General features: G+C 70.3%; 20 protein-coding genes. 3 read left to right on the top strand and 17 right to left on the bottom strand.

All coding sequences use genetic code 11. From position 1 onward, the window contains the following. Positions 1–2 precede the first annotated feature (2 nt). The 4 genes from NFR49_RS07560 to NFR49_RS07545 form a co-directional block, all read right to left on the bottom strand. The gene (locus NFR49_RS07560; RefSeq protein WP_251159035.1) at positions 3–1,256 is read right to left on the bottom strand and encodes an amino acid ABC transporter permease; all 1,254 of its coding nucleotides are present in this window, start codon (positions 1,254–1,256) and stop codon (positions 3–5) included. A 94-nt stretch (positions 1,257–1,350) separates the two neighbouring features. Beyond that, positions 1,351–2,274, bottom strand: a complete 924-nt coding sequence (locus NFR49_RS07555) for a transporter substrate-binding domain-containing protein (RefSeq protein ID WP_251159034.1) — start codon at positions 2,272–2,274, stop codon at positions 1,351–1,353. A 361-nt stretch (positions 2,275–2,635) separates the two neighbouring features. Further along, the gene (locus tag NFR49_RS07550) at positions 2,636–4,108 is read right to left on the bottom strand and encodes a M20/M25/M40 family metallo-hydrolase (RefSeq protein ID WP_251159033.1); all 1,473 of its coding nucleotides are present in this window, start codon (positions 4,106–4,108) and stop codon (positions 2,636–2,638) included. A gap of 2 nt (positions 4,109–4,110) precedes the next feature. Further along, positions 4,111–5,040 (bottom strand): transporter substrate-binding domain-containing protein, encoded by a 930-nt coding sequence (locus tag NFR49_RS07545; RefSeq protein WP_251159032.1) that lies wholly within the window; start codon positions 5,038–5,040, stop codon positions 4,111–4,113. Positions 5,041–6,055: 1,015 nt separating this feature from the next. Here NFR49_RS07545 and NFR49_RS07540 point away from each other — a divergent pair. Further along, positions 6,056–6,589, top strand: a complete 534-nt coding sequence (locus NFR49_RS07540; protein ID WP_251159031.1) for a PTS sugar transporter subunit IIA — start codon at positions 6,056–6,058, stop codon at positions 6,587–6,589. A 102-nt stretch (positions 6,590–6,691) separates the two neighbouring features. Here the strand turns inward: NFR49_RS07540 and NFR49_RS07535 are convergent, their stop codons facing one another. From NFR49_RS07535 to NFR49_RS07485, 11 genes are all read right to left on the bottom strand, one after another. Next, positions 6,692–8,197 (bottom strand): PSP1 domain-containing protein, encoded by a 1,506-nt coding sequence (locus NFR49_RS07535; protein ID WP_251159030.1) that lies wholly within the window; start codon positions 8,195–8,197, stop codon positions 6,692–6,694. Further along, positions 8,176–9,336, bottom strand: a complete 1,161-nt coding sequence (locus tag NFR49_RS07530; protein WP_251159029.1) for a DNA polymerase III subunit delta' — start codon at positions 9,334–9,336, stop codon at positions 8,176–8,178. Before NFR49_RS07530 ends, NFR49_RS07535 begins: the two co-directional genes overlap by 22 nt. Further along, on the bottom strand, positions 9,329–9,955 hold the full coding sequence (gene tmk / locus NFR49_RS07525; RefSeq protein ID WP_251159028.1) for a dTMP kinase: 627 nt from the start codon (positions 9,953–9,955) through the stop codon (positions 9,329–9,331). The genes NFR49_RS07530 and tmk overlap by 8 nt, the downstream gene beginning before the upstream one ends. 9 nt (positions 9,956–9,964) lie before the next feature. After that, positions 9,965–10,849 (bottom strand): SDR family oxidoreductase, encoded by an 885-nt coding sequence (locus NFR49_RS07520; protein ID WP_251159027.1) that lies wholly within the window; start codon positions 10,847–10,849, stop codon positions 9,965–9,967. A gap of 42 nt (positions 10,850–10,891) precedes the next feature. Next, positions 10,892–11,515 carry a flavodoxin family protein gene (locus tag NFR49_RS07515; protein ID WP_251159026.1) on the bottom strand — a complete coding sequence of 208 codons (624 nt, stop codon included), beginning with the start codon at positions 11,513–11,515 and terminating at the stop codon, positions 10,892–10,894. A gap of 28 nt (positions 11,516–11,543) precedes the next feature. Next, positions 11,544–14,060, bottom strand: coding sequence for a DNA topoisomerase I (locus tag NFR49_RS07510; protein ID WP_251159025.1), 2,517 nt, complete (start codon positions 14,058–14,060; stop codon positions 11,544–11,546). A 68-nt stretch (positions 14,061–14,128) separates the two neighbouring features. Beyond that, complete coding sequence (gene tatC, locus NFR49_RS07505; protein WP_135978196.1) at positions 14,129–14,923, bottom strand: twin-arginine translocase subunit TatC; 795 nt, start codon at positions 14,921–14,923, stop codon at positions 14,129–14,131. A 15-nt stretch (positions 14,924–14,938) separates the two neighbouring features. Then, positions 14,939–15,535, bottom strand: coding sequence for a Sec-independent protein translocase subunit TatA/TatB (locus tag NFR49_RS10170; protein WP_275557150.1), 597 nt, complete (start codon positions 15,533–15,535; stop codon positions 14,939–14,941). A 142-nt stretch (positions 15,536–15,677) separates the two neighbouring features. Beyond that, the gene (locus NFR49_RS07495) at positions 15,678–15,992 is read right to left on the bottom strand and encodes an STAS domain-containing protein (protein WP_251159024.1); all 315 of its coding nucleotides are present in this window, start codon (positions 15,990–15,992) and stop codon (positions 15,678–15,680) included. 74 nt (positions 15,993–16,066) lie between these two features. After that, positions 16,067–16,786 carry a tetratricopeptide repeat protein gene (locus NFR49_RS07490; RefSeq protein ID WP_251159023.1) on the bottom strand — a complete coding sequence of 240 codons (720 nt, stop codon included), beginning with the start codon at positions 16,784–16,786 and terminating at the stop codon, positions 16,067–16,069. Positions 16,787–16,888: 102 nt separating this feature from the next. Further along, entirely contained in the window at positions 16,889–18,175 is a 1,287-nt protein-coding gene (locus tag NFR49_RS07485; protein WP_251159022.1) for an aspartate aminotransferase type Ic, read from the bottom strand. Positions 18,176–18,312: 137 nt separating this feature from the next. Here NFR49_RS07485 and NFR49_RS07480 point away from each other — a divergent pair, with 137 nt between their 5' ends. Further along, on the top strand, positions 18,313–18,567 hold the full coding sequence (locus NFR49_RS07480; protein WP_251159021.1) for a hypothetical protein: 255 nt from the start codon (positions 18,313–18,315) through the stop codon (positions 18,565–18,567). 104 nt (positions 18,568–18,671) lie between these two features. Here the strand turns inward: NFR49_RS07480 and nhaA are convergent, their stop codons facing one another. Further along, positions 18,672–20,063 (bottom strand): Na+/H+ antiporter NhaA, encoded by a 1,392-nt coding sequence (gene nhaA, locus NFR49_RS07475; RefSeq protein ID WP_251159020.1) that lies wholly within the window; start codon positions 20,061–20,063, stop codon positions 18,672–18,674. 195 nt (positions 20,064–20,258) lie between these two features. Between nhaA and NFR49_RS07470 the strand changes: the two genes are divergently transcribed. Beyond that, positions 20,259–21,152: a DegV family protein gene (locus tag NFR49_RS07470; protein WP_251159019.1), complete on the top strand. Its 894-nt coding sequence runs from the start codon at positions 20,259–20,261 to the stop codon at positions 21,150–21,152. A gap of 46 nt (positions 21,153–21,198) precedes the next feature. On the opposite strand, the gene NFR49_RS07465 is transcribed toward NFR49_RS07470, so the two are convergent. Next, a complete protein-coding gene (locus tag NFR49_RS07465) occupies positions 21,199–22,257 on the bottom strand; it encodes a nucleoid-associated protein (protein WP_251159018.1) in 1,059 nt (352 codons plus the stop codon). Between the last annotated feature and the right edge of the window lie 14 nt (positions 22,258–22,271).

The raw sequence follows: 22,271 nt of genomic DNA, 5'->3' as shown, positions 1-22,271 counted from the left end.
CCTTAGGACTGGCGCGCGCGGGCGGGCGCGGCGGCGGGATCGGTGGTGGAGCCCACGGGGCCCGGGGCCTCCACATCGAGGCGGGCGGCGAGCATGGTGAGGACCTTGGAGAACGCCATGGTGAGGATCAGGTAGACCACCGCGGCGATGCAGTAGGCCTCGAGGCCCTTGTAGTAGATGCCGATGACGCTGGTGGTGGCGAACATGAGGTCGAACACGCCGATGATGGACAGCACCGAGGAGTCCTTGATGTTGACGATCAGCTCGTTGGACAGGGCCGGGACGGAGTTCTTGACGCCCTGGGGAAAGACCACCTTGCGCATGGCCTGCCACTGGGAGAGGCCCAGGGAGCGGGCCGCCTCGAGCTGGCCGGGGTCCACGGCCTCGATGCCGCCGCGCAGCACCTCCATCATGTAGGCGGTGGAGTTGAGGCTGATGGTGACGAGACCGGCCCAGAACGGCGACCACACGGCGTTGATCTGGGCGGTCTCCCAGCCCATGGAGCGAAACACCGCGAGGCCGGCGAAGTAGACGATGGCGCCCTGCACCATCATGGGGGTGCCGCGCACCACGGTGGAGTAGAGGCGGGCGAAACCTGCACCCACGGCCTTGAAGAACCGCACGGCGTCGTTCTCGCCGCGGTCGGGGGTCTGGATGCGCAGGAACACGAGGAGCAGGGCCAGGAAGAAGGCGATGACCGTGCCGAAAAGGGCCAGCTCGATGGTGGTGGTCACGCCGGTGACAAAGAGCTGGCGACCGTTGTAGAGCATGTAGACGGCACTCTCGAGAAAGCCAGAAGGATTGGTGGAGCTGGCGATGGCGCCCTGGCAGAGGGCCACGAAGTGGGCCACGGGTCCCAGGCAGAACAGCGCTACGGCGCAGGCCCACACAAGGTAGCTGAGATAGCGCAAGGGCTTTCTCAGCGAAACGCGGGCCAGCGGGCACCGGCTGCGGTAGGCGCCGCGCAGGACCGCCTTGGCCACGAGCGCCACGGCCGAGAACACGAGCCAGGCAAGGCACACAACGGTGAGCGCGCTCCCGGCCGCCCCGAGCGGCAAGGTGGCCGTGCAGGCAAGCGAAAAGGCGGCCACGGCGCTCGTGCCGAGCAGCACGTAGGGATGGTCGCTCTTGACGAAGTGGGCCAGGCGGCGGAAGAAGCCGGCCCCCTCGGGCAGGGGCTCGGCATAGGGGTGGAGGTTTTCCTCCTCGCCGAGGACGGCCTCCTCGAGCCTGGGATCGGGTACTCCAAGTGCCATAGTCGCTCCTTATCGATGGCGAAGGAGCGCCGGACGCACCTCGGGCGTCCGGCGCTCTCAAAGGCAGGTGGCCTGGATGGCCGAGCAGCCTGGGCTAGGCGGGCTGACGGTCGCAGGCGGCCGTCCAGATCTCCTGGCGCTCGGTGTCGGAGATGGCGTTCACGGCGTCGTTCACGGCGTCGGCCTTCTCATAGCCCTTGGCGTAGCCCACCGAGGCGGGGTTGGTGGTGGCAAAACCCTTGCCCTCGGCAAACTGGATGGGAACGAGGTTCTCGTTGGAGCGCATGTAGCCCTCCTCGTTCATCTTGGGGTAGGTGACCGCGTCGACGGCACCCTGGGCGAGCTGGGCGAGGACGGCCGGCATGGTGTCCACGGGGTTGGCATGGACGGAGTCGGGCATCTCCTCGCCGATGACGTCGTCGTAGAGGGTGGCCTTCTGGCCCATGACGGTGGCGCCGGCGAAGTCGGCCAGGGAGGTGGCGCTCTCGTAGGGCGAGCCCTTCATGACGAAGATGCCGATGCTGTCCTCGATGTAGGGGTCGGAGAAGTCGATGGACTGGCGGCGCTCCGGCGTGTCGCTCATGCCGGCGATGATGACGTCGATCTGGCCGTTGTTGAGGGCGTCCACCAGGCCGTCGAAGGAGAGCTTCACGGCCACGGGCTCGGCGCCGAGGGCCTCGGCCACGCGCTTGGCGATCTGGACGTCGTAGCCGTCGGCGTAGGCGCCGGAGACGTTCTCGATGGGGATGGTGAACTCGGTCTCCTCGGTGGCCTGCCAGTTGTAGGGGGCGTAGGCCGCCTCCATGCCCACACGCAGGGTGGTGCCGGAGCCGCCCTCGGTGGCCTCGGCCTGGGCGCCGTCGGGGGCGGTGCCGCAGCCCGCGAGGGCCGTGACGGCGGCGGTGAGGGCGCCGGCGGCGAGGAAGCCGCGGCGGGTGAGGAAGCCGGGGGCGGTGCGCTTGGGCAGCCCGCCGTTCGTCGAGGACTGGCGCACCGGGGAGGTGTTCTGGTCGTTCATGGCTGCTCCTTCGCATCCAGACGGGACGGGCCCTGTGCCCGTCGGTGGGTCCCAGAGTACGGTAAAGACGAATACCGAGGTAGGACGCGGTGCCTCCCTTTCACTGCATAGAAACAGTATGCACCCGCAATCCTATGCATCATAGGCCGGATAGGGGAACACGGGTAGGAAGTCGCTGGTAGAGTGCGTGAATCCGTGAATAGAATTGCGTATCACAGCGCTTTTCAACCGGCTCTATCCGTCAAAAGATACGGCTCTGTTGACCCCATATTTGAATAATAGCTGGTAGATTGACTGTCGTTTATCACACCCATGAGCCAATCGGCGTATATGGCAGCTATTTCTGCATACAACCTGTAAGTCAATGGAGGCAGCAGGCCTCCACGAGGCGGCGCAGGAACGCCACCCCTTGGGTGAAGGACCGCTCCAGGACACGCTCGTCCGTGCCGTGGACGCCGCGGGAGCTCTCCCCTGCGTCCACCACGAACGCCGAGAACCGCAGGCACTGGTCGCAGACACCCTCGTACATGCGGGCGTCGCTGGCGCCGACGGCCAAGGTCGGCACGAGCGGCACGGGGGTGCCGTCGGGCTCCGTGAAGAGGGGCGCGGCGGCCTCGCGCAGACGCTCCATGCCCCAGCCGTCCCAGCGCGAGACCTCGGAGGGCGGGTTGGAGCCGCCCATGAGGGCCACCTCCACGCCGAGGTCGGCCACGAGCCCCCGCACCGCGGCCACGAGGCCATCCAGGGTCTCCCCCGGCAGCAGGCGGAAGTTCACGGCCGCCCCCATATCCTGCGGCATCACGTTGGGCACGGAGGCGCCGCCCTCCATCATCGTGGGCGCGGCCGTGGTGCACACGAGGGGGTAGGTCTCGGGGTCCCGGGCCAGCAGGGCGGCGAGCTCGGTGGCGCAGGCGTCCACGCGGCCCGGGTCCCCTTGGAGGAGGTCCGCCACCGGCCCGCGGGAGATGCGGGGCGCGAGCTGCCGAAACATGGCCGCCACGGGCCCGGTGAGCCGGGGCTCCCCCACGGCGTCCAGAATGCGGGACACCGCCCGGCAGAGCCTGCCGAGCGAGGTGCCGCCCACGGGGTTGGAGGAGTGGCCCCCCTCCGACGCCGCGGAGAGCCACAGGTCGGCGTAGCCCTTCTCGGCCACGGCGACACCCATCCAATGCCCGTCGCCGCCGAGGCCGGCGAGGTCGTGCACCAGGTAGTCGCCCTCGTCGACGAGGAACGCCGGGCGCACGCCGCGGGAGCCGAGGGTGCGCGCGAGGGCGCGGGCCCCCTCCTGGAGGCACTCCTCGTCGTGGCCGCACGCCACCACGACGCCGCGGCGGAGGGGTCGCCCATCGGCGAGCACGAGCTCCAGGGCCTCGAGGATGCCGGCAAGCTGCACCTTCATATCGATGGCGCCGCGGCCCCAGACCCAGGTGCCGTCGGCGGTCCCGGAGAAGGGGCCGTGGGTCCAGTGGCCCTCCGTCCCCGGCACGCAGGGGACCACGTCCTGATGGGCCATGAACATCACGGGGTCGAGGTCCGGGTCAAAGCCGGGCAGCTCCAGCAGCAGCGCCTGGGGGCCGCCGCCGGCCGCGCCCTCCACGAGGGTCTCGGTGGCCGTCGAGAAGACACGGGGGTAGCAGGACCGCAGGTAGGCGCGCTGCTCCTCGAAGGCGTCCCAGTCACCCGTGTCGTACGCCCCCGTGGCCACGGTGGGAAACGACAGGAGGCCGGCCAGGCGTCGGGCCGCCGCCGGGCTGTCGAGTCCGGGGCAGCCGTCGCCGGCGAGGAACGCGAGGACGCCGTCGCCGCCCGTGGGCGGCGCTCCGTGGGCACCCACGGTCACTCCGGCTGGCGCTCGACGGCGCCGTCCCACAGCTCCTGGCGCTCCGCGTCGGAGAGGTCGGCCAGGGCCCCGTTGACGGCGGCGAGCATCTCGTCGTTGCCCTTGGCCACGCCCACGCCGGTGGTCACCACGTCGGGGAAGCCCTCGCCCTCATCGAACCGCACCGGCACGATGCCGGGGTTGCTCCGCAGGTAGGCGGCCTCGTTCTCCATGTTGTAGGTAGCGGCGTCCGCGGCGCCCTGCTGGAGGGCGGCGAGGACGTTGGGCACGGAGGGCAGCGGGGTCATGTGCACCACGCCGGGGATCTCGTCGATGATGTCGTCGAGCTTGGTGCCCTTCTGGCCCACGACGGAGGCGCCGGAGAGGTCCGCGAGGGTCCTGGCGTCCTCATAGGGCGAGCCCTCGCGCACGAACAGGCCGTAGGTGCCCTCGAAGTAGGGGTCGGAGAAGTCGATGGACTGGCGGCGCTCCTCGGTGGGGGCCATGCCGGCGATGATGACGTCGATCTGACCCGAGGTCAGGGCGTCGATGAGGCCGTCGAACGAGAGCTTGACGGCAACAGGCTCACGGTCGAGGGCGGCGGCCACACGCTTGGCGATCTGGACGTCGTAGCCGTCGGCGTAGGCGCCGGAGACGTTCTCGATGGGGATGGTGGTGTCCGACGCCTCCGTCACCTGCCAGTTGTAGGGGGCGTAGGCCGCCTCCATGCCCACCCGCAGCGTCTGGGTCCCGGATCTGCCCTCGGCGGCCTCGGCCTGGGCGCCGTCGGGAGCGGTGCCGCAGCCCGCGAGGGCCGTGGCGGCGGCGGTGAGGGCACCGGCGGCCAGGAATCCGCGGCGGGTGAGGGTGAGGAAGGGGGCGGTGCGCTTGGGCAGGCCGCCGTTCGCTGTGGACTGCTGCGCCGTGGGGGCGTTGCTCTCGGTCATGGCTGCTCCTTCGCATCCGTGGGCGGCACCTTTCCGGCCGCCGTTGGCATGAAAGGGTACGACGGCCCCGGACCCCGACGGCCACGGCCGGGGCAACAGTCGATGCATAGAAATAAAATTCGCTCCCGTTTCTATGCATCCATGGGCGCATGGGGCCAAGGGCCAACAAACAAGCTGATAAAGGCATGTGTAATAACGCATAACCGGCGCGATTCCCTCAGATTTCAGGCGAATCCATGCGGCGATTCATACATTCAGGTTACTATCAATTGCATATCGCAGCGTGAGAGGGACGCGATCTGGACCCATCGCCACCCGACGATGAATACGGACGCAGGGACGCCCCCCCCCTGTCCCACCACCCGGACACTTTTGTCCCAACGGTCGGGCACTTCTGTCCCACCGTTGGCAGGGGCCCGACCATGCCGGAGGCCCCTTCGGCATGGGCTTTTCGGTCGAAGAGGCCTCCAAACCCATGCCGAAGCCATCTCCGGCATGGTTTTCTCGGCGCCGGGTGCCCAAAACCCATGCCGAAAGCCGCATCGGCATGTCCGGCCATCATCCACCCCCGCACCGGGGACCGGCCCGATGCGCCCACGATTCATAAGGAGAGAAACATGCGAAGTGACAGATGTGCCAGACACCGCTGTCACACCGGGCGCGCGCCACGGTGGTGCGACGGTGGCCCCGATGCACCACGGTGGCGCAGGAGATAGGCCAAAACAGCCGAAAGGCGCACCACGGTGGCGTCGTTTTCCGGAAAAGACGCCACGGCGGCGCAGGGGCGGATCCAACGGCATCGTGGGACAAAAGTGCCCGACCGTTGGGACAGAAGTGTCCGACTGATGGGACAAAAGTGTCCGGGTGGTGGGACAGGGGGCGGGTGGCGGGCGGCTGGCATGACAACCTGCCGCGCGCCGACGGACCTGTGGTTTTTGACGCGGCCGTGCCACACCAGAGTCACGCTGGGAACAAGGGGACCCGAGGACTACCCCTTTGCCAGATAGGAGCACCCATGAGCCTCTTCGGCCTGTTCAACAAAAACGAGGGCCCCGACCTCGACGGCATCGAGCCCATCGACGCCATGGCCAACCCCACGACCATCGCCGCGCCCGTGACCGGCGCCGTCATCGAGCGCATGGACGTGGAGCGCGACATCTTCTCCGAGGGCCTCCTCGGCCGCGGCTGCGGCATCAAGCCCCAGAACGAGGTCGTCTACGCCCCCGTCAACGGCACCGTCACCGTGGAGTACGCCGGCAGCCAGCACGCCATCGGCTTCGTGAGCGAGGGCGGCGCCCAGGTGATCGTGCACGTGGGCATCGACACGGTGGCCATGGAGGGCAAGGGCTTCACCTACCTCGTGGAACAGGGCGACGGCGTGAAGGCCGGGCAGCCCGTGCTCGCCTTCTCCCGCGAGGCCATCGCCGAGGCCGGCTACGACGACATCGTGACCGTCGCCGTCGTGAACGCCGACGACTTCGAGCGCGTGGAGCTCGTGCAGCACGGCCACGTGGACGCCGGCCAGATCCTCCTGGAGCTCACCGACTAGCGCTTCCGAGAAGACCGCCCGTCCCGCACCGGGACGGCGAGGCCCCCGCATCCCACCGGGTGCGGGGGCCTTCTTCGTCGCACGTACCCTCGCCGACGGCCGCTACTCGGCAGCGGGGCCGTCGCCCTTGGGCCGGTTGGAGCGGCGCCTGCGCCTGCGACGCGGCTTCTCTGCACCCTGGCCCTCCTGGGGCTGGCCCTTGGCGTCCTGCTGTGGGCGCGGGGCGCGGGGCCTGTCGGCACCCCGGTCGCGGTGCTCCTTGGTGCCGCGCTCCTTGGGCGCGCGCCCCTCGGCGCCCTGACCCTGCCCCTGGCCGGGACGGCCCTGCCGGTCCTGGCGGCCGCCGCCGTCGCCGGGACGGCGCCTACGCGTCGCCTTGGACGAGCCGGCCCCTCCCCCGCGGGTGTCCTGCCGGGCCTCGGCACCGCGGCGCTCCTGCGCCTCCGCGCCCTCGCCGGCGTGGTGGCGCCTGCGGCGGCGCCCCGGGCGCTGCCCGTCGCCGCCGGCGTTCTCGCCCTTGGCGGCCTTGCGGGCGGCCCGCTTGGCGCGCTCGGCCTCCTTGGCGGCGGCCTCCTCCTTCTTCTCGGCCACCTGCGCCCGGCGCCTGCGGCGGCGCTGCTCGCTCACGAACACGATGTCGCTGTCGTCGAAGTCCTGCTGCCCCACGCCGTTGGCGCGGTCGAGCTCGGCGAGGGCCGCCTGCACCTCGGAGGACTCCAGGGCCTCGAGCATGGAGCGGGTCACGGTGTCGGGGCGGCACGGGCAGTGGTTCTCCTCGGCCTTCTTGCAGGCCCGCTCGGAGCACTCCATGCCGGCCAGGGGCACCTTGATGGACTTGCCGTTCTCCAGGCGCAGGCCCAGCATCTCGCGGGGGGTGTCGTACTCGCAGATCCTGGCCTTGCCGAGCGGGGTCTCGATCACGGCGTTCTTCTTGGGGGCGCGGCCCTTGAAGTCGCGGTAGGCCTCGAACTCGTAGCGCAGGCAGCACATGAGGCGGCCGCAGACGCCGCTGATCTTGGGGCTGTTGAGCGGGAGGTCCTGCTCCTTGGCCATGCGGATGGAGACGGGCTCGAAGCGGGTCTCCCAGCGGGCGCAGCAGAGCTCCTGGCCGCAGCCGGCGTAGCCGCCCATGAGGGCGGCCTCCTCGCGCACGCCGATCTGGCGCATGTCGATGCGCTCGTGGAGGGCCCGGGAGAGGTCGCGCACGAGCTGGCGGAAGTCCACGCGCTCCTCGGCGGCGAAGTAGCACACGCAGCGCTCGCCGCCGAAGAGGTACTCCACGCCCACGGGCTTGATGGGCAGGCCCGACTCCTTGGCCAGGCGGCGGAACACGGGCAGTGCCTCGTCACCCTTGGCGGCGAGCTCCTCGGCGCGGTCGTAGTCCTCGTCGGTGGCCTTGCGCACGATGGGCTTGAGGGTGGCGTCGCCGATGGTCTCCCTGAGCTCGGTCTCCGAGACCTCGCGGGCGTCCTCGGTCACGAGCCCCATCTCCAGGCCGCGCTCCGTCTCGCAGATGGCGTGGTCGCCGGCCTCGATCTGGGCCCCTGCGGGGTCGAACCACAGGTCGGAGAAGGCGAAGGTGAACTTCACCGGGATGACGCGGGGCATAGGGCCTCCTTGAAGGCGAGCAGCATGGCCTCGACGGCCAGGCGGGGGGTGACGTTGTGCGCGATGTCCGCGGCGGCGCGCTCGGCCGCCTCGCAGGCGGCGGCGACGCGCTCGGCACCGGCCGCGGCCAGGGCCTCCACGATGGGGGCGGCGTCGGCGTTGACAGGCGCGGCGGCGCGGTCCTGGGTGGCGACGAAGGCGTCGCGCAGCACGGACTCGCAGATGGCGACGGCCTCCATGATACCCGAGCGCTCCTTGGCCGCATCCTCGCGCCTCTCCTGCTCCTTTACGGCCTTGAGGGCGCCGCGGGTGAGGTACTCCTCGAGGAGGCGGTCCCGCTCCTCGCGCTCCCCGTCGGTCATCGCGCCCTCCCCGTCCGAGAACGACACGGCGGCCGCCTCGGCGACGGTGTCGGCCGCCTGGAGGATGCCCCAGCCGTCGAGCGACCCCAGGCGCCCGAGGGTGTCGAGCACGGCGTCGCGCACGGCCCGGCGGGAGGCGCTGGCGAGCAGGGCCGCGGCGTCGGCGGCCGCGGGGCACACGGAGAGCGCCCAGGCGGCCTCGGCCTGGGAGGCGCCGGCCACGGCGGCCACCTCGGCGACGGCGCTTGCGGCCGCGGACGCGAAGGGCACCACCTGGCAGCGGCTCACGATGGTGGGCAGCACGAGGTCGGGGGCGGGGGCGCAGAGGATGAAGTGGGTGTCGCCCGGGGGCTCCTCGATGGTCTTGAGCAGCGCGTTGGCCGAGACGCCGCGGAGCTGGTCGGCCCGCTCCAGCACGAACACCTTCGCGGACGAGCGCACCGGCGTCTTCTGGGCGCGGGCGATGACCTCGTCGCGCACCTGCTCGATGCGGTAGCCCGTGGCGGAGTCGGGCGACAGGATCGTCACGTCGGGGTGGTCGCCGGCCGCCACGAGGCGGCAGTCGTCGCAGGAGGCCGTGTCGCCGCAGCCGCCGCGAGGGCACACGAGGGCCTGGGCCAGGGCCACGGCGGCCCTATGGGCCTCCTCGCCCGCGGTGCCGCAGAACAGGTAGGCGGTCCCCACGCGCTCCTGGCCCAGGGCGTCGGCGAGGAAGCGCCTCACCCGGGGCTGACCGTCGAGGGCGGAGAGGCACGGGGGCGCGGCGGTCTCAGACATGGACGCCCCTCTCGGCGAGGGCCGCCACCACGGCGCCCCAGACCTCGTCGGGGGTGCCCGACGCGTCCACGCGCGCCACGCGGTCGCCGTGGCGGCGCCAGACGTCCTCGTAGCCGGCGCGCACGCGCTCCTGAAAGGCGAGGCCCTCGGCCTCGATGCGGTCGCAGCCCTCGGACAGGGCGCGCCCCAGGGCGCGGCGCGGGCTGACGTCGAGCCAAAGCGTGACGTCGGGCACGCAGTCGCCGCAGGCCAGGGCGTTGGCCCCCTCCACCATGGCGGCGGGCAGGCCGCGACCGGCGCGCTGGTAGGCCGTCGTGGAGTCGGCGAACCGGTCGCACACCACCCAGGCGCCGCGGGCCAGGGCCGGCCCCACGACCTCCCCCACCAGCTGGGCGCGGGAGGCCTCGTAGAGGAGGAGCTCGCACGGCGCCGTCATGGCCCCGTTGGCGGGGTCCAGCAGGAGGGCCCGCACCTTCTCGGAGATCGCGGTGCCGCCGGGCTCCCGTAGGCGCACGACCTCCCGGCCCGCGGCCTCGAGGGCCGCCGCCAGCCGCGCCGCCTGGGTGGTCTTGCCCGAGCCGTCGGTCCCCTCCAGGGTTATGAACGTCCCCCGCTCCACGACGGCCTCCTAAAAGGGTTTCTCGGGGAAGCCGAAGTCGGCCATGATGGCGGCCACGTTGCCCTCGAAGGTGCCGGGGTCGATGCCCGCGGCGCGGATCTTGGAGGAGTCGAGGCGGTAGTCGCGGGGCTGGTCGGCGTAGCTCTCGAGGTCCGGGCGGATGAGGGCGTCGACCTCCTCGGGCGTCGCGCCGAAGGCCGCGGCCAGGCGCCGGGCGCACTGGTACACGGAGCCGTCGGTCTCGGCCGCGAAGTTGTAGGTGCCGCGGGGCAGCTCGCAGACCTGGGCGAAGGAGTCCGCCAGGTTCTGGGCGTAGGTGAGGCAGCGGCGGTCGTGGACCTTGAACGAGGCCGGGGTGCCGGTGCGCACGGCCTCGAGCACCTGGAGCGCCACGTTGGGGCTCGGGCGCACGCCGTGGAGGGGCAAGCCCATCATCCAGGAGAGGCGCAGGGTCACGTGGTCGACGTCGGAGGCGGCGAGCCAGGCGTCCACCTCGGTCTTCTGGCGGCCGTAGTGGGAGTGGCTCTCGGGCTCGGCGTCCTCGGCGAAGGGCGCGCCGGAGGTCTTGGCGTTGAAGGTCTGCTCGGTGGTGATGAACAGGAACCGCGCCCCCTTGTCGCGGCACACCTCGGCGAGGGCGATGGGAGACTCCACGTTCACCCGGTGGGTCATCTCGGGCTCGTTCTCGCAGAGGGCCGTGGCGGCCACGGCGGCGGTGTGGAGGAGCAGGTCGAAGTCCATCGCCGAGAAGTGCGCACGCACGGCCTCGGGGTCGGCGAGGTCCACGTCGGCGCGGGTCACGGGCACGATGTCGAACCGGTCCGCGTTGTACAGGGCCATGAGGCTCGCGATGTAGCCGTTGGCGCCGGTGATGACGAGCTTTCTCCTGGACAAGGGGTCTCCTTCCAACGACGGCGGCGGCGTCCCGCCGCCACGTCAGTCGCCGATGAAGTTGGTGCGCACGCCCGGCTCGTGGAGCGGGCGGTCGACGCCCGCCTCCTGGCCCGCGGCGATGCAGCGGAGCATCCAGGCCATGTTGCGGCCGAGGGTGCGCATGGTCTGCAGGCCCTCGGCGTCGCGGCGCACCTGCTCGGGGCTGTTGCCGTGGACCATGTTCCAGTACTGGGACGGCACCACGGGCATGTTGTTGATGAGGAAGTACTGGTTGAGCCGCTCCAGCGTGGCCGTGGTGCCGGCGCGGCGCGCGCTGCACACGGCGGCCGCCGGCTTGAAGGCCAGGCGGTTGGAGGCCGCGTAGAAGAGGCGGTCCATGAACGCGCAGAGGCCGCCGTTGGCGCCGGAGTAGTAGACCGGCGAGCCCACGACGATGCCGTCGACCCCCGGCAGGAGCTCGATGACCTCGTTGACCACGTCGTCGACGGCGCAGAGGCCCGTCCGCTTGCAGCGGCCGCAGGCGAGGCAGCCGGAGCGCACCGAGGCGCCCACGTTCTTGACCTGGGTCTCGACGCCGCACTCGTTGAGGACGCCGGCCACCTCGTTGAGGGCGGTGCGCGTGCACCCGCCGGCGTGGGGGCTCCCGTTGATGAGCAGGACCTTCATGACAGACCTCCCGTGGTGTGGGGTGCGGCTACGAGCGCTTGCGGGCGGTGCGGGCGCGGCCGCGGGGCGCGCCCTTGGCCTTCTTCTCCTTGCCGGGGCAGTCCATGTTCACGCAGATGCGCCAAGGGCCGCGGTCGGTCTCTACCTCCACCACGGGGGCTCCGCAGTGGGGGCAGGTCTCGCCCGTGGCCGACAGCTTGCCGCGCTGGGGCAGCGGGTAGCTCACGCCGCACTCGTCGTAGTTGGTGCACCGGATGAAGCGCTTGCCGGTCTTCTCGCTCTTGTGGGCCACGAGGTCCCCGTGGCGCCCGGCCTCGGCGCACACCGTGCAGGTGCCCACCACGACGTCGGGCTCGCGGTTGGTGGGGCACACGGGGTTCACGCACTGCTCGTAGGGCTTGGAGCGGAACGGCCACACCTTGAGGCGCGGGGCGCCGCACTCGGGGCACGGCTCCTCGAGCGGCTCGATCTTGTCGGTGTTGCGGCCCGGCACCGGGTAGGTGACGTCGCAGTCGGGCCAGCCCATGCAGCCGATGAACCGGGAGCGGGTCTTCGCGGAGTTCTTGAGCACGAGGTCCTTGCCGCACTTGGGGCAGGCCCCCACGCGGGCGTCGGCGGTCACGGCGTCGGCGATGGCCTCGCCGAGGTCGTCGGTGTGCTCGATGAGGTCGTCCATCATGCCGGCGAGCAGCGCGCGGGAGCGGTCTACCACGGCGGCCTCGCTCGTGGCGCCCTCGGACACGCGGGTCATGTCGTCCTCGAGGGTGCTCGTCATCTCCGGCGTGGTGATGGTGGGGGCGAACCGGTCGAGGGCGTCGATGATGGCCATGCCCAGCTGGCTTGGCTCCACGGGGTTGTTCTTGAGGTACTTCACCTGGAAGAGGCGGTCGATGATGGAGGCGCGGGTGGACTTGGTGCCCAGGCCGCGCTTCTCCATCTCCTGGATGAGGCGGCCCTGGCTGTAACGCGCCGGCGGCTCGGTCTGCTTGGCCTCGCAGGCCACGTCGCGCACGGCCACGGCATCGCCCTCGGCCATGGCGGGCAGCTGCTCGTCCTTCTTGAGGCCGTAGGGGTAGATGGCGCGGTAGCCCTTGGTCTTGAGCACGTCGCCGGAGGCCTGGAACGGCTGGCCGGCCACGTCGATCTCCACCTTGGTGCCCTCGATGACGGCGGGGCCCATGAGGGTGGCGAGGAAGCGGCGGGCGACGAGGTTGTAGAGCTTCCAGGCCGCGGGCTCGAGCTTGTCGGGGTCGGCCGGGGCCGTGGGGTAGATGGGCGGGTGGTCGGTGGTCTCCTGCTTGCCGCGGGTGGCCTTGACGGGGCCTGCCGAGAGGATCTGGTCGACCACGGGGGCGTAGGCCGGCACCTTCCTGAGGGCCTTGGCCGTGGCGGCGAGGTCGAGCGACGACGGGTAGACCGTGTTGTCCACGCGGGGGTAGGAGATGAGGCCGTCCATGTAGAGCGACTCCGCGAGGCGCATGGTGCGGCCGGGCGCGAGGCCCTCGGCCGCGGCCGCGGCCTGCAGCGACGTGGTGTTGAAGGGCGCGGGGGGCTTGGAGGTGCGGCTCTTGCGGGTGACGGCGCGCACGGTGCCCTCGGTGGCCCCCTTCACGGCGGCGAAGGCCTCCTCGGCCTCCTCGGCCTTCCAGAAGCGGCCCTTGGCGTGGGAGATCCTGAACTCCTCGCCGTCCTTCTCGCCCGTGCCCTGGATGACCCAGTAGTCCTCGGGCACGAACGCCTGGCGCTCGCGCTCGCGCTCCACCACGAGGGCGAGGGTGGGGGTCTGCACGCGACCGGCGCTGCGCACGTTGCCGAAGCCGCCGTAGCGGGCCATGGTGAGGTAGCGCGTGAGGGCGGCACCCCAGATGAGGTCGATGTACTGGCGGCTCTCGCCGGCGTCGGCGAGGTCCTGGTCGAGCTCCACGAGGTTGTCGAAGGCGTGGTCGATCTCGGCCTTGGTGTAGGCGGAGTAGCGGGCGCGGGTCACCGGGACGTCGGGGTTGACCATGCGCACCTGGGAGAGGGCGTCGGAGCCGATGAGCTCGCCCTCGCGGTCGAAGTCCGTGGCGATGACCACCTCGTCGGCCTTCTTGGCCAGGTTCTTGAGGGCGCGGATGATGCCTTTCTCGGCCGGCTTCTTCTCCACCGGGGCCCACACGAGGTACGGCAGGCTCGGGACCTTCCAGCCCTTGATGTCGATGCCGTCGGGCAGGTAGGGCTTGCGGGGCTTCTTGGGGGTGCCGTCCTTCTTGAGGCCACCGTCGAACGGGGGCCTCGGCAGGGTGTCGGGGACGTCGGCGGCCAGGACCTCGCCGTCCTCGTCCACGGCGAACCAGCCCTCGCCGTCGGCGTAGTGCAGCTCCCGCGGGAAGTCGGGGGCCAGGATGTGGCCGCGCAGGCCGACGGCCACCCAGTCCTCGCCCCCGCGGCGGAAGCGGTAGACCGGTGTGTCGTAGACCTTGTCGTTCTCGGGCTTCCCGGACTCGCTCAGGAGCCGGGCTATCTGCTTGGCCGCGTCGTTCTTCTCGGCGATGACGAGTACCACGGCTCTCACTCCCTCATAGGTTCAAGGGGGCCCGCCCATCGTGCGGACCCCCGGCGGTTGCGGTTCCTCTAGTCGTCGGCGCGCTCCGCGTGGAGCTCGTAGTCCTCGCGGGTCCACCGGAGCGACTCCGGCCCGTCCTGCCGCACCAACACCACGCGGGCCACGGCGAGGGACGCCTCGTAGAGCATGACGAGCGCGGCGAACATGAAGAACATGGTAACCGGGCTGGCGTCGGGCGTGACCACGGCCGAGAAGACCAGGAGCCCGACATAGATGAAGCGCCAGTTCTCTCGGAACGTCTTGTAGGTCACCAGATGCAGGATCGACAGGTAGAAGATCACGAGGGGCACCTGGAAGGCGATGCCGAAGCCTATCTCCAGCAGCATGATGATGGAGATGTAGTCCTCGGCGTTGGGCAGCACCGTGGCGAAGGCGCTCGACTGGTCGATCATCCAGCCGAAGGCCGCCGGCAGGATGACGAAGTAGCAGAACACCATGCCGAGGAAGAACAGCGCCACCATGGCTCCCACCGTAGGCACCACCCAGCGCTGCTCGTTGGGCTTGAGCGCCGGCAGGAAGAACGCCAGGACCTCCCAGATGATGATGGGGCACGTGATGATGACGGCCGCGAAGCAGGCCACCTTGAAGCGGATGGTGAAGCCGCCGAGAGAGCTCATGATGGCGAGCTTGCCGCCGTTGGGCAGGAAGCCACGGATGGGGTCGATGACGATGTCGATGATGGTGGGCGTGGCCATGTAGACGGCCACGGCGCAGACGACGACGGCCACCACGATGATGGTGAGCCGGCGGCGCAGCTCGCCGAGGTGGTCCATCAAGGGCATGCGTGCGGGTCCGATGGGCATGGGCGGACGGGAGCGCTAGGCGCGGCTCCCTCCCTCCTCTCCGGCTGCGGGGTCTGCGGCCCCGGCGGGTGCCGGGTCCTCGGGGGCGGCGGTGCTGGGCTCGGCCGCGGGCGCCTTGGGCGCGAGGCCGTAGAGGGAGGCGGCGCTGCGGGGGTTCGCCCCGGGCTCGGGGGCAGCCTCGGTCTCGGGGGTCGCCTCGGGCTCGGGCTCCTCGGCCGACGCGGGGACGGCGGGCGCATCGGCCGCGTCGCTCGCGGCTGCGGCGGCGCCGTCGGCTGCGGCCGCGTCGCGGGCGGCCTTCTCGGCGGCCAGGCGCGCCTTGCGCTCGGCGAAGGTCTCGGCGCTCCGCTGGGTGAGGTCGGCCGCCTCGATGTCGGCGTCCTCGTCGGTGGCCACCTTGGCCTTGACGCCGTCGGCGCCGGCGGAGGCCGCCTTGGTCATGGGGTCGATGACCTCGGACTGGACCACCTTGGTGACGGAGTCCTGCGCCTCGCGGAACTGTCTGAGGCCGCGGCCGATGGTGCGCCCCATGCCCGGCAGCTTGTCGGGCCCGAAGAGCAGGAACGCGAAGATGATGATGAGGACGAACTCGGTGTCTCCGATGCCAAACAATCGGGGCACCCCCTCCCTGCATAGAAATGGGGACCGTCGGATGCGGCGGTCCCCACGGGTTCAGCGCATGTAAGCCCATACTTTAAGGCTTAGGCAACCTGGGTGCAAGATTCCCTTAAGAGTTGAGAATTGAAGAGACCGCCTAGGCCTCGTTGACGTTGAACTCGGAACCCACGCCGAGGAGCGTGAGGACGCGCAGGACGTTGGGCTGGGGACGGCTCACGGTGAGCTCGGAGCCCGCGTCCTGGGCGCGGTGCGCGGCGGCCACGAGCACGCCGATCCCGGTGGAGTCGATGTAGGGCACCTGCGCCATGTCGACGTCGATGGTGTCGACGTCGTCCTCCAGGACGGCGGCCAGGGCCTCGGTGAGGTCGGGGGCGCAGGAGACGTCCACCTCGCCGAGAATGACGACGTCGACGTGGGATCCCGTCTTTTCGGTCTTCACAGAGAGAGACATGGGGCCTTCCTCTTCTTCCTCTTCGTGCGCCTCGGGCGCGGATCAGTCAACGGTACGGTTACTACAGCCCTCGGTCACGAGGAGGACTGGGTCGTGTCCAACTTCTGGGAGAGCGCCTCGGCGCCGCCGGACTCGCTGGCGGCCGAGCCCTTGAGGCTCGAGAGCATCTGCTCGCAGTAGCTCTTGACGCCCGTGGTGCCGTCGGGGTCCGCGTCGATGCCGTGCTGGTAGGCGTCCATGGCGTCCTGGGTGCTTCCCTGATTCTGATACATCATACCGAGGTTGGCCCACGCGGGCGCGTAATTGGTCTCGTCCACAACGGATTTAAGGCTTTCGATACAAGCGGCGGTGTCCCCGGCGTAGTACTCGCACAGGGCGCGGTCCACGGCGGCGTTCTTGGCCTCGTCGCTGTCGAGGGAGCCCTCGAGGTTCAGGTAGGCGCCGAACGCCTGCTGGGCCTGGTCGAGGAGCTCCCTGGCCTCGGACTGCTCGTCGTCGTTGCCGGCGTAGGACTCCGCGTAGATGCCCCACTGGTAATAGGCCTGGGCGAGCTTGAGCTGGGCGGCCTTGTCGCCGCCGTCGCGGTCCACGGCCTCCTTGGCGCTGTCCACCTCGGGCCGGTACTTGGAGGCCGCCCCGTCGAACGACGTGGGCGCTGACGAGGTGGTGGGCTGGGACGCGAATATCTGGGAGAAGGAGGGCAGCAGGATGGACACGACCATGATCACCGACACCACGACAACGGCGACCTCCTTGCCCGTGGGCTTCTTACGGCCCTTCTTGGAACCGGCCACAGCACCTCCCCGCATAGGTCCGTAACGAGACTTCTCGAAGCAAGGGGGAAGGTTATACCAACCCTCGGCGCTTCAATCAGATGCAACCCATTCTCCAGAACTTCAGCGAAGTCCGCGGGCCTCGGCGGCCAGCTGGGCGCTCACGAGGCGGGTGCAGGCGCAGAAGACCTCGAGGGCGGCGTCGAGCTCCTCCAGCGTGGGGTAGCTGGGGGCGATGCGGATGTTGGAGTCCCTGGGGTCGTCGCCGGGCCAGGTGGCGCCGGCGCCGGTGAGGGTCACGCCGGTCCGGCGGCAGAGGTCCACGATGCGCGAGGCCGAGCCCTCGGGCCCCTCGAAGGAGACGAAGTAGCCGCCGCGGGGCGTGGTCCACGTGGCGCAGCCGGTCTCGCCGAGGCCCTCGGAGAGGCGCCGCTCCACGAGCTCGAAGCGCGGGCGCAGGACCTCGGCCAGCCGAGCCATGTGGGCGCGCACGGCGTCGGCGTCGGCGAAGGAGCGCACATGCATGAGCTGGGACATCTTGTCGGGGCACACGCGCTCCACGGCGAAGGAGCCCTTGAGGTCTGCGATGTCGGCCGGGCTGGCGGCCACGGCGGCGATGCCGGAGCCGGGGAACGTCACCTTGCTGGTGGACGCGAACTCGTAGACGAGCGCATCCCGGCCCTCCTCGGCCAGCACGTCGAAGATGTTCAGCAGCTCGTCGCCCTCGTCGTAGAGGTCGTGGACCACGTAGGCGTTGTCCCAGTACACGCGGAAGTCGGGCGCGGCGGGGCGGAGGGCCGCCATGCGGCGCACGGTCACGTCGGAGTAGGTGATGCCGCAGGGGTTCTGGTACTTGGGCACGCACCAGATGCCCTTGACCGACGGGTCGGCCACGAGCCCCTCCACGACGTCCATGTCGGGGCCCTCCGGCGTCATGGGCACCGGCACGTTCTCGAAGCCGAAGTGTTCGGTGACGGCGAAGTGCCGGTCGTAGCCCGGGGCCGGGCAGAGGAAGCGCAGCGGGCCCTGGGCGCACTGGGGCTCGGCGCCGCGGACGCCGCGAACGAAGCCGTGGGCCACGCAGTCGAACATGAGGTTGAGCGAGGAGGACCCCGCCACGACCACCTGGGACGCCGGGACGCCCATGAGGGAGGCCATGAGGGCGCGGGCCGAGGGGAGCCCGTCGGGCACGCCGTAGTTGGCGGCGTCCTGGCCCTGGTCCTCCAGGCAGGAGCCGGAGTCGAGGGCGTCGAGCATGGACCGGGAGAGGTCCACCTGCTCGCGCGAGGGCTTGCCGCGGGCCATGTCCAGGGAGAGCCCCTTGGCGGCCAGGGCGTCGACGTCGGCCTGGAGACGGTCGACCTCCGCGGCGAGGGCCGCGTCGTCCAGTGCGAGGTACACGTTGTCCATGGGTCCCCCTCGGGTCCGGCGGGCTTCGGCTGACAGAAAAGTATAGACGGCCCGGCGCCGGGCGGCTTGCTATGATGGCCCGGTCGGCGGGCGTGTTCGCGCGCCCGAAACAGGCCGTCGGTGAAAGGGGTGCGGCGATGTCGGAGACCTGGCAGGAATCGCCCGAGCACGGGGAGCTCCAGCGCCTCGTGGACCTGCTCTTCGCAACCGAGAAGCGCGCGGACCGCCTGGACGCCCTGGTCCTGGCCCAGTCCCACGACCTCTCCGAGGACCTCGTGGAGGTGGTCTCGCTCCTGCCGCCCATGGGGCTCACGCGGTCGCAGTTCTGCGACCAGATCAACTCCACCCTGGCCGCCCACGGCTGGGGGCGCCGCTACGGCATCGTGAGCTGAGGCGTCCCCGCGGGACGCCCCCCATCGCGGAGAGAAGGGACGCGCCCTCCCCGGACCGGTGCCGGGGAGGGCGCGTCCTCATAGCGGCCCATGGCGGGGGGGCGTCACCCCTCGGCCGACGCCCTCCCCTTGCGGCCCGTGGCCATCATGTAGACGCAGCCCACGACGGCGGCGACCACCGAGCACGACAGGATGGCGCACTTGGCCGCGAGCACCTCGGCGGGCTCGGTGAAGGCCAGGCCCGAGATGAGGATGGACATGGTGAAGCCGAGGCCGCCCATGATGCCCACGCCGGTGACCTGGTGCCAGTCGACGCCGTGGGGCAGCCGGGCGAAGCCCACCTTCACCAGCACCCAGGTGACGAGGATGATGCCCACCGGCTTGCCCACGAGGGCGCCGAAGAACGAGCCGAGGGTCACCGGGTCGGAGACGATGGCCATGGGGTCGACGCCGATGAGGCGCACCTGGGCGTTCACGAAGGCGAAGATCGGCAGGATGACGAAGTTCACCGGCACCGTGATGGCGTGCTCCATGCGCTGGAGCGGCGGGGTCACGCGGTGCATGACGCGCTCGACGCCCGAGGCGATGCGGGTGAACCCGTGCTGGCCGAGGACGTCCAGGTCGCCGTCGTAGGCGTTGTCGAGCTCGCGGCTCTTGGACTCGAGCCAGGGGCGCAGGGCCGTGAGGCGGATGTCGCTCGTGCAGGGCAGGAACAGCGCCAGCACCACGCCGGCGAGCGTGGCGTGGATGCCCGAGTTGAACATGCAGAACCACAGGGCCAGGCCCACCACCACGTAGCTGCGCACGGTGTAGACGCGGGCGTAGTTGAGCAGCGCGAGGACCAGGACGCAGGCCAGGGAGGCCGCGAGCCAGGGGATGGACGGGGCGTGGCCGTAGAACAGGGCGATGACCACGATGGCGAGGATGTCGTCGGCGATGGCCAGGGTGGAGAAGAAGACCTTGGTGGCGGGGGCCACGCGGTCGCCCAGCAGGCTCATGACGCCCAGGGCGAAGGCGATGTCGGTGGCCATGGGGATGGCCCAGCCGCCGATGCCGGGGCCGCCCACGTTGAAGGCGACGTAGATGAGGGCGGGCACGACCACGCCGCCCACAGCCGCCAGCATGGGCAGGGCGGCCTGGCGCGGGTTCTTGAGCTCGCCGACGGTCATCTCGTACTTGAGCTCGATGCCCACGAGCAGGAAGAAGACGGCCATGAGGAAGTCGTTGACGAACACCTCCACCGAGAGGGTGCCCACAAGGGGGCCCACGCCCAGCGTGAGGGGCTCCATGAGGAAATGGTGCACCGCCTCGTAGGCCGGGGTGTTGGCCACCACCACGGCCACGAGGGCCGCGAAGACCATGACCGCCGCGGCCACGGTGCCGTTGGAGGTCAGCTTCTGGCGGCGGAGGCGCTTCTTGCGGCGCTCCCTGACCTTGGGTTCTGAGATGATGACGATGGGCTTCTCCCCACCGTCGACGTGCTGGTTCTGTGCCATGGCAAGCGGCTCCTTAGTACGCCGTCGATTCATTGAACGTCGATTCTATCAGCCGGCTCACAGGTTGTATGGGGCCCATGGGAATTCCCGAGGTGTCCGCCCGTTGGCAATCCTCGCCGGGCACGGGGTAGGTACCCTTGTGCACGGCCCCAAGAGCAAGGCCCCCTGCACCAACCGAAAGGGTAGCGCGCCTCCATGAACGCCCAGAAGATTGCCGTCGTGACCGACACCGGCACCAACGTGCCAGCGGACTTCGCCAAAGCCCACGACATCAGACAGATCCCCCTCCAGATCAACTACACCGAGGGCAGCTTCCGCTCCGGCGTGGACATCACGTCCGAGGAGGTGATCGAGCGGTTCTCCACCGAGATCCCCACCACCTCGCTGCCGAGCCCCGCCTCCATCAGGGAGACCCTGGAGCAGGCCCGGGCCGACGGCTACGAGAGGGCCGTCGTCGTGACCATCTCCTCGGGGCTCTCGGCCACCAACCAGACCTGCCACCTCGTGGCCAACCAGATGGAGGACTTCCCCGTGGCCGTGGTGGACACCAGGTCCATCGGCGTGGCCGCTGGCATGACCGTCATGGACTGCGCCCTCATGGTCGAGGCCGGCGTGGACTTCGACCTGCTGGAGGGGCGCCTCAACGCCGAGGCCGAGCAGACGTGGGTGCTCTTCTCGCTCGACGAGCTCTCGTTCCTGCGCCACGGCGGCCGCATCTCCGAGGCCACCTACCGCCTGGGCTCCGCCCTCAACATCAAGCCGATCTTCGAGTGCGACGAGGAGGGCAGGTACCGCACGGTCAAGAAGTGCCGCGGCCGCGAGCGCGCCCTCAAGGCCACGGTGGACCTCATCGCCGAGCGCGCGAGGCTCTACAAGGACGTGGTGCTGGCCTGCGCCTCCGCCACCGGCGACGACCCGATGCTCGAGCGCTACGTGGCCCTGCTCCAGGAGAAGGTGGGCAACGCCTGCGGGCTCATCCGCTCCAGGCTCTCGCCGGACCTGCTGGTGCACACCGGCCCCACGCTCATCGGCATGGCCGTGCAGCCGGCGATGCCCGAGATGGCGGAGTGGATGGCGGCCCGGGCGTAGCCGGGGACGCCCCCTACGTCGGCGAGAACCGCCCCGAAACCGGGCTCTACCGGTTCTCGATGGCCCCCACGTTCTTGATGCGGATGCTCAGCGTGCCGTCGAGGTTGCTCTCGAACTCAAGGAAGTCGGGGTTCTTGCCGTACTCGGCCGGGAACGTGATGTCGATGCCCGTGTCGGTGCGGATCTTGTGCTTGGCGGCCACGCGGCGGGCCACCTCGGGCTCCACCGCCACGCGGTCGGGCAGGTTCTGCTCGGCGGCCTCCTCGACGAAGCGGTCGTGCATCTGCGGGGCGTCGGCGAAGACGTCGCGCGCCAGCTGCTCGGGCACCAGGACCTCGTCGGTCTCGGCGTTCTCGGAGACGTAGGCCTTGGCCCGGGCCACGGCGGCGGCGGGGTTGGCGCCGAACTCGTCGGCCACGGCCCCCACGAGGTCGCACACCCCCTGCACGACCTCCTTGCTCGAGGCCTCGCTCGTGCACTGGAGCAGGGCCTCGGGCAGCAGCTCCACGCTGCGGCCGGCCACCACCCGGGGCTCGTCGCAGAAGCGCACGTCGCCCGTGGCCGACACCACGGCGAACGACCGCACCTTCTGGGAGGGGTTGGGCAGGATGGCGTGGTGCCGGGCGATGGAGGCCAGGGTGTGGCCCAGCTCGTCGCGGCCCACCTCGTGCATGTAGGCCCGGCGGCTCTCCAGCATCACGATGGCCAGGTACCGCGGCGCCTGGGAGCGGTACATCATCTCGATGTCCTCCTCGCCGAGACCGTCCACGGTCTCCTCCTCGCGGCCCTCGAAGTCGATGAAGAGCAGGTCGAACGAGGGGGTCTCCTCCATCTGGCCCATCTGGCCGATGAGGAACTCGGCGGCGCCGGCCGTGAACGGGGCGAAGTCGGCGTTGCCGCGGAAGAACGCCACGGCCTCCTTGGCGAAGGCGCTGTCGGGCAGGAAGGCCCCGCGACGGGCGTCCAGGTTGGAGAGCGCGCGGCGGGCCTGGGAGGTCACATAGCGTTTGACCTCGTCGTCGGTGAGGTCCATGGGTGCCTCGGAGAAGACCTTGACGCAGGACTTGCCCTCGTAGCTGTGGAGAATGGCCTGGTTGACGCGCATGGGTGTTCCTTCCT

This window comes from Caniella muris (assembly GCF_943193035.1).
Taxonomy (GTDB): domain Bacteria; phylum Actinomycetota; class Coriobacteriia; order Coriobacteriales; family Atopobiaceae; genus Granulimonas; species Granulimonas faecalis.
Note: the sequence above shows the minus strand (reverse complement) of the source record. Positions and strands in the feature narration are given on the sequence as shown.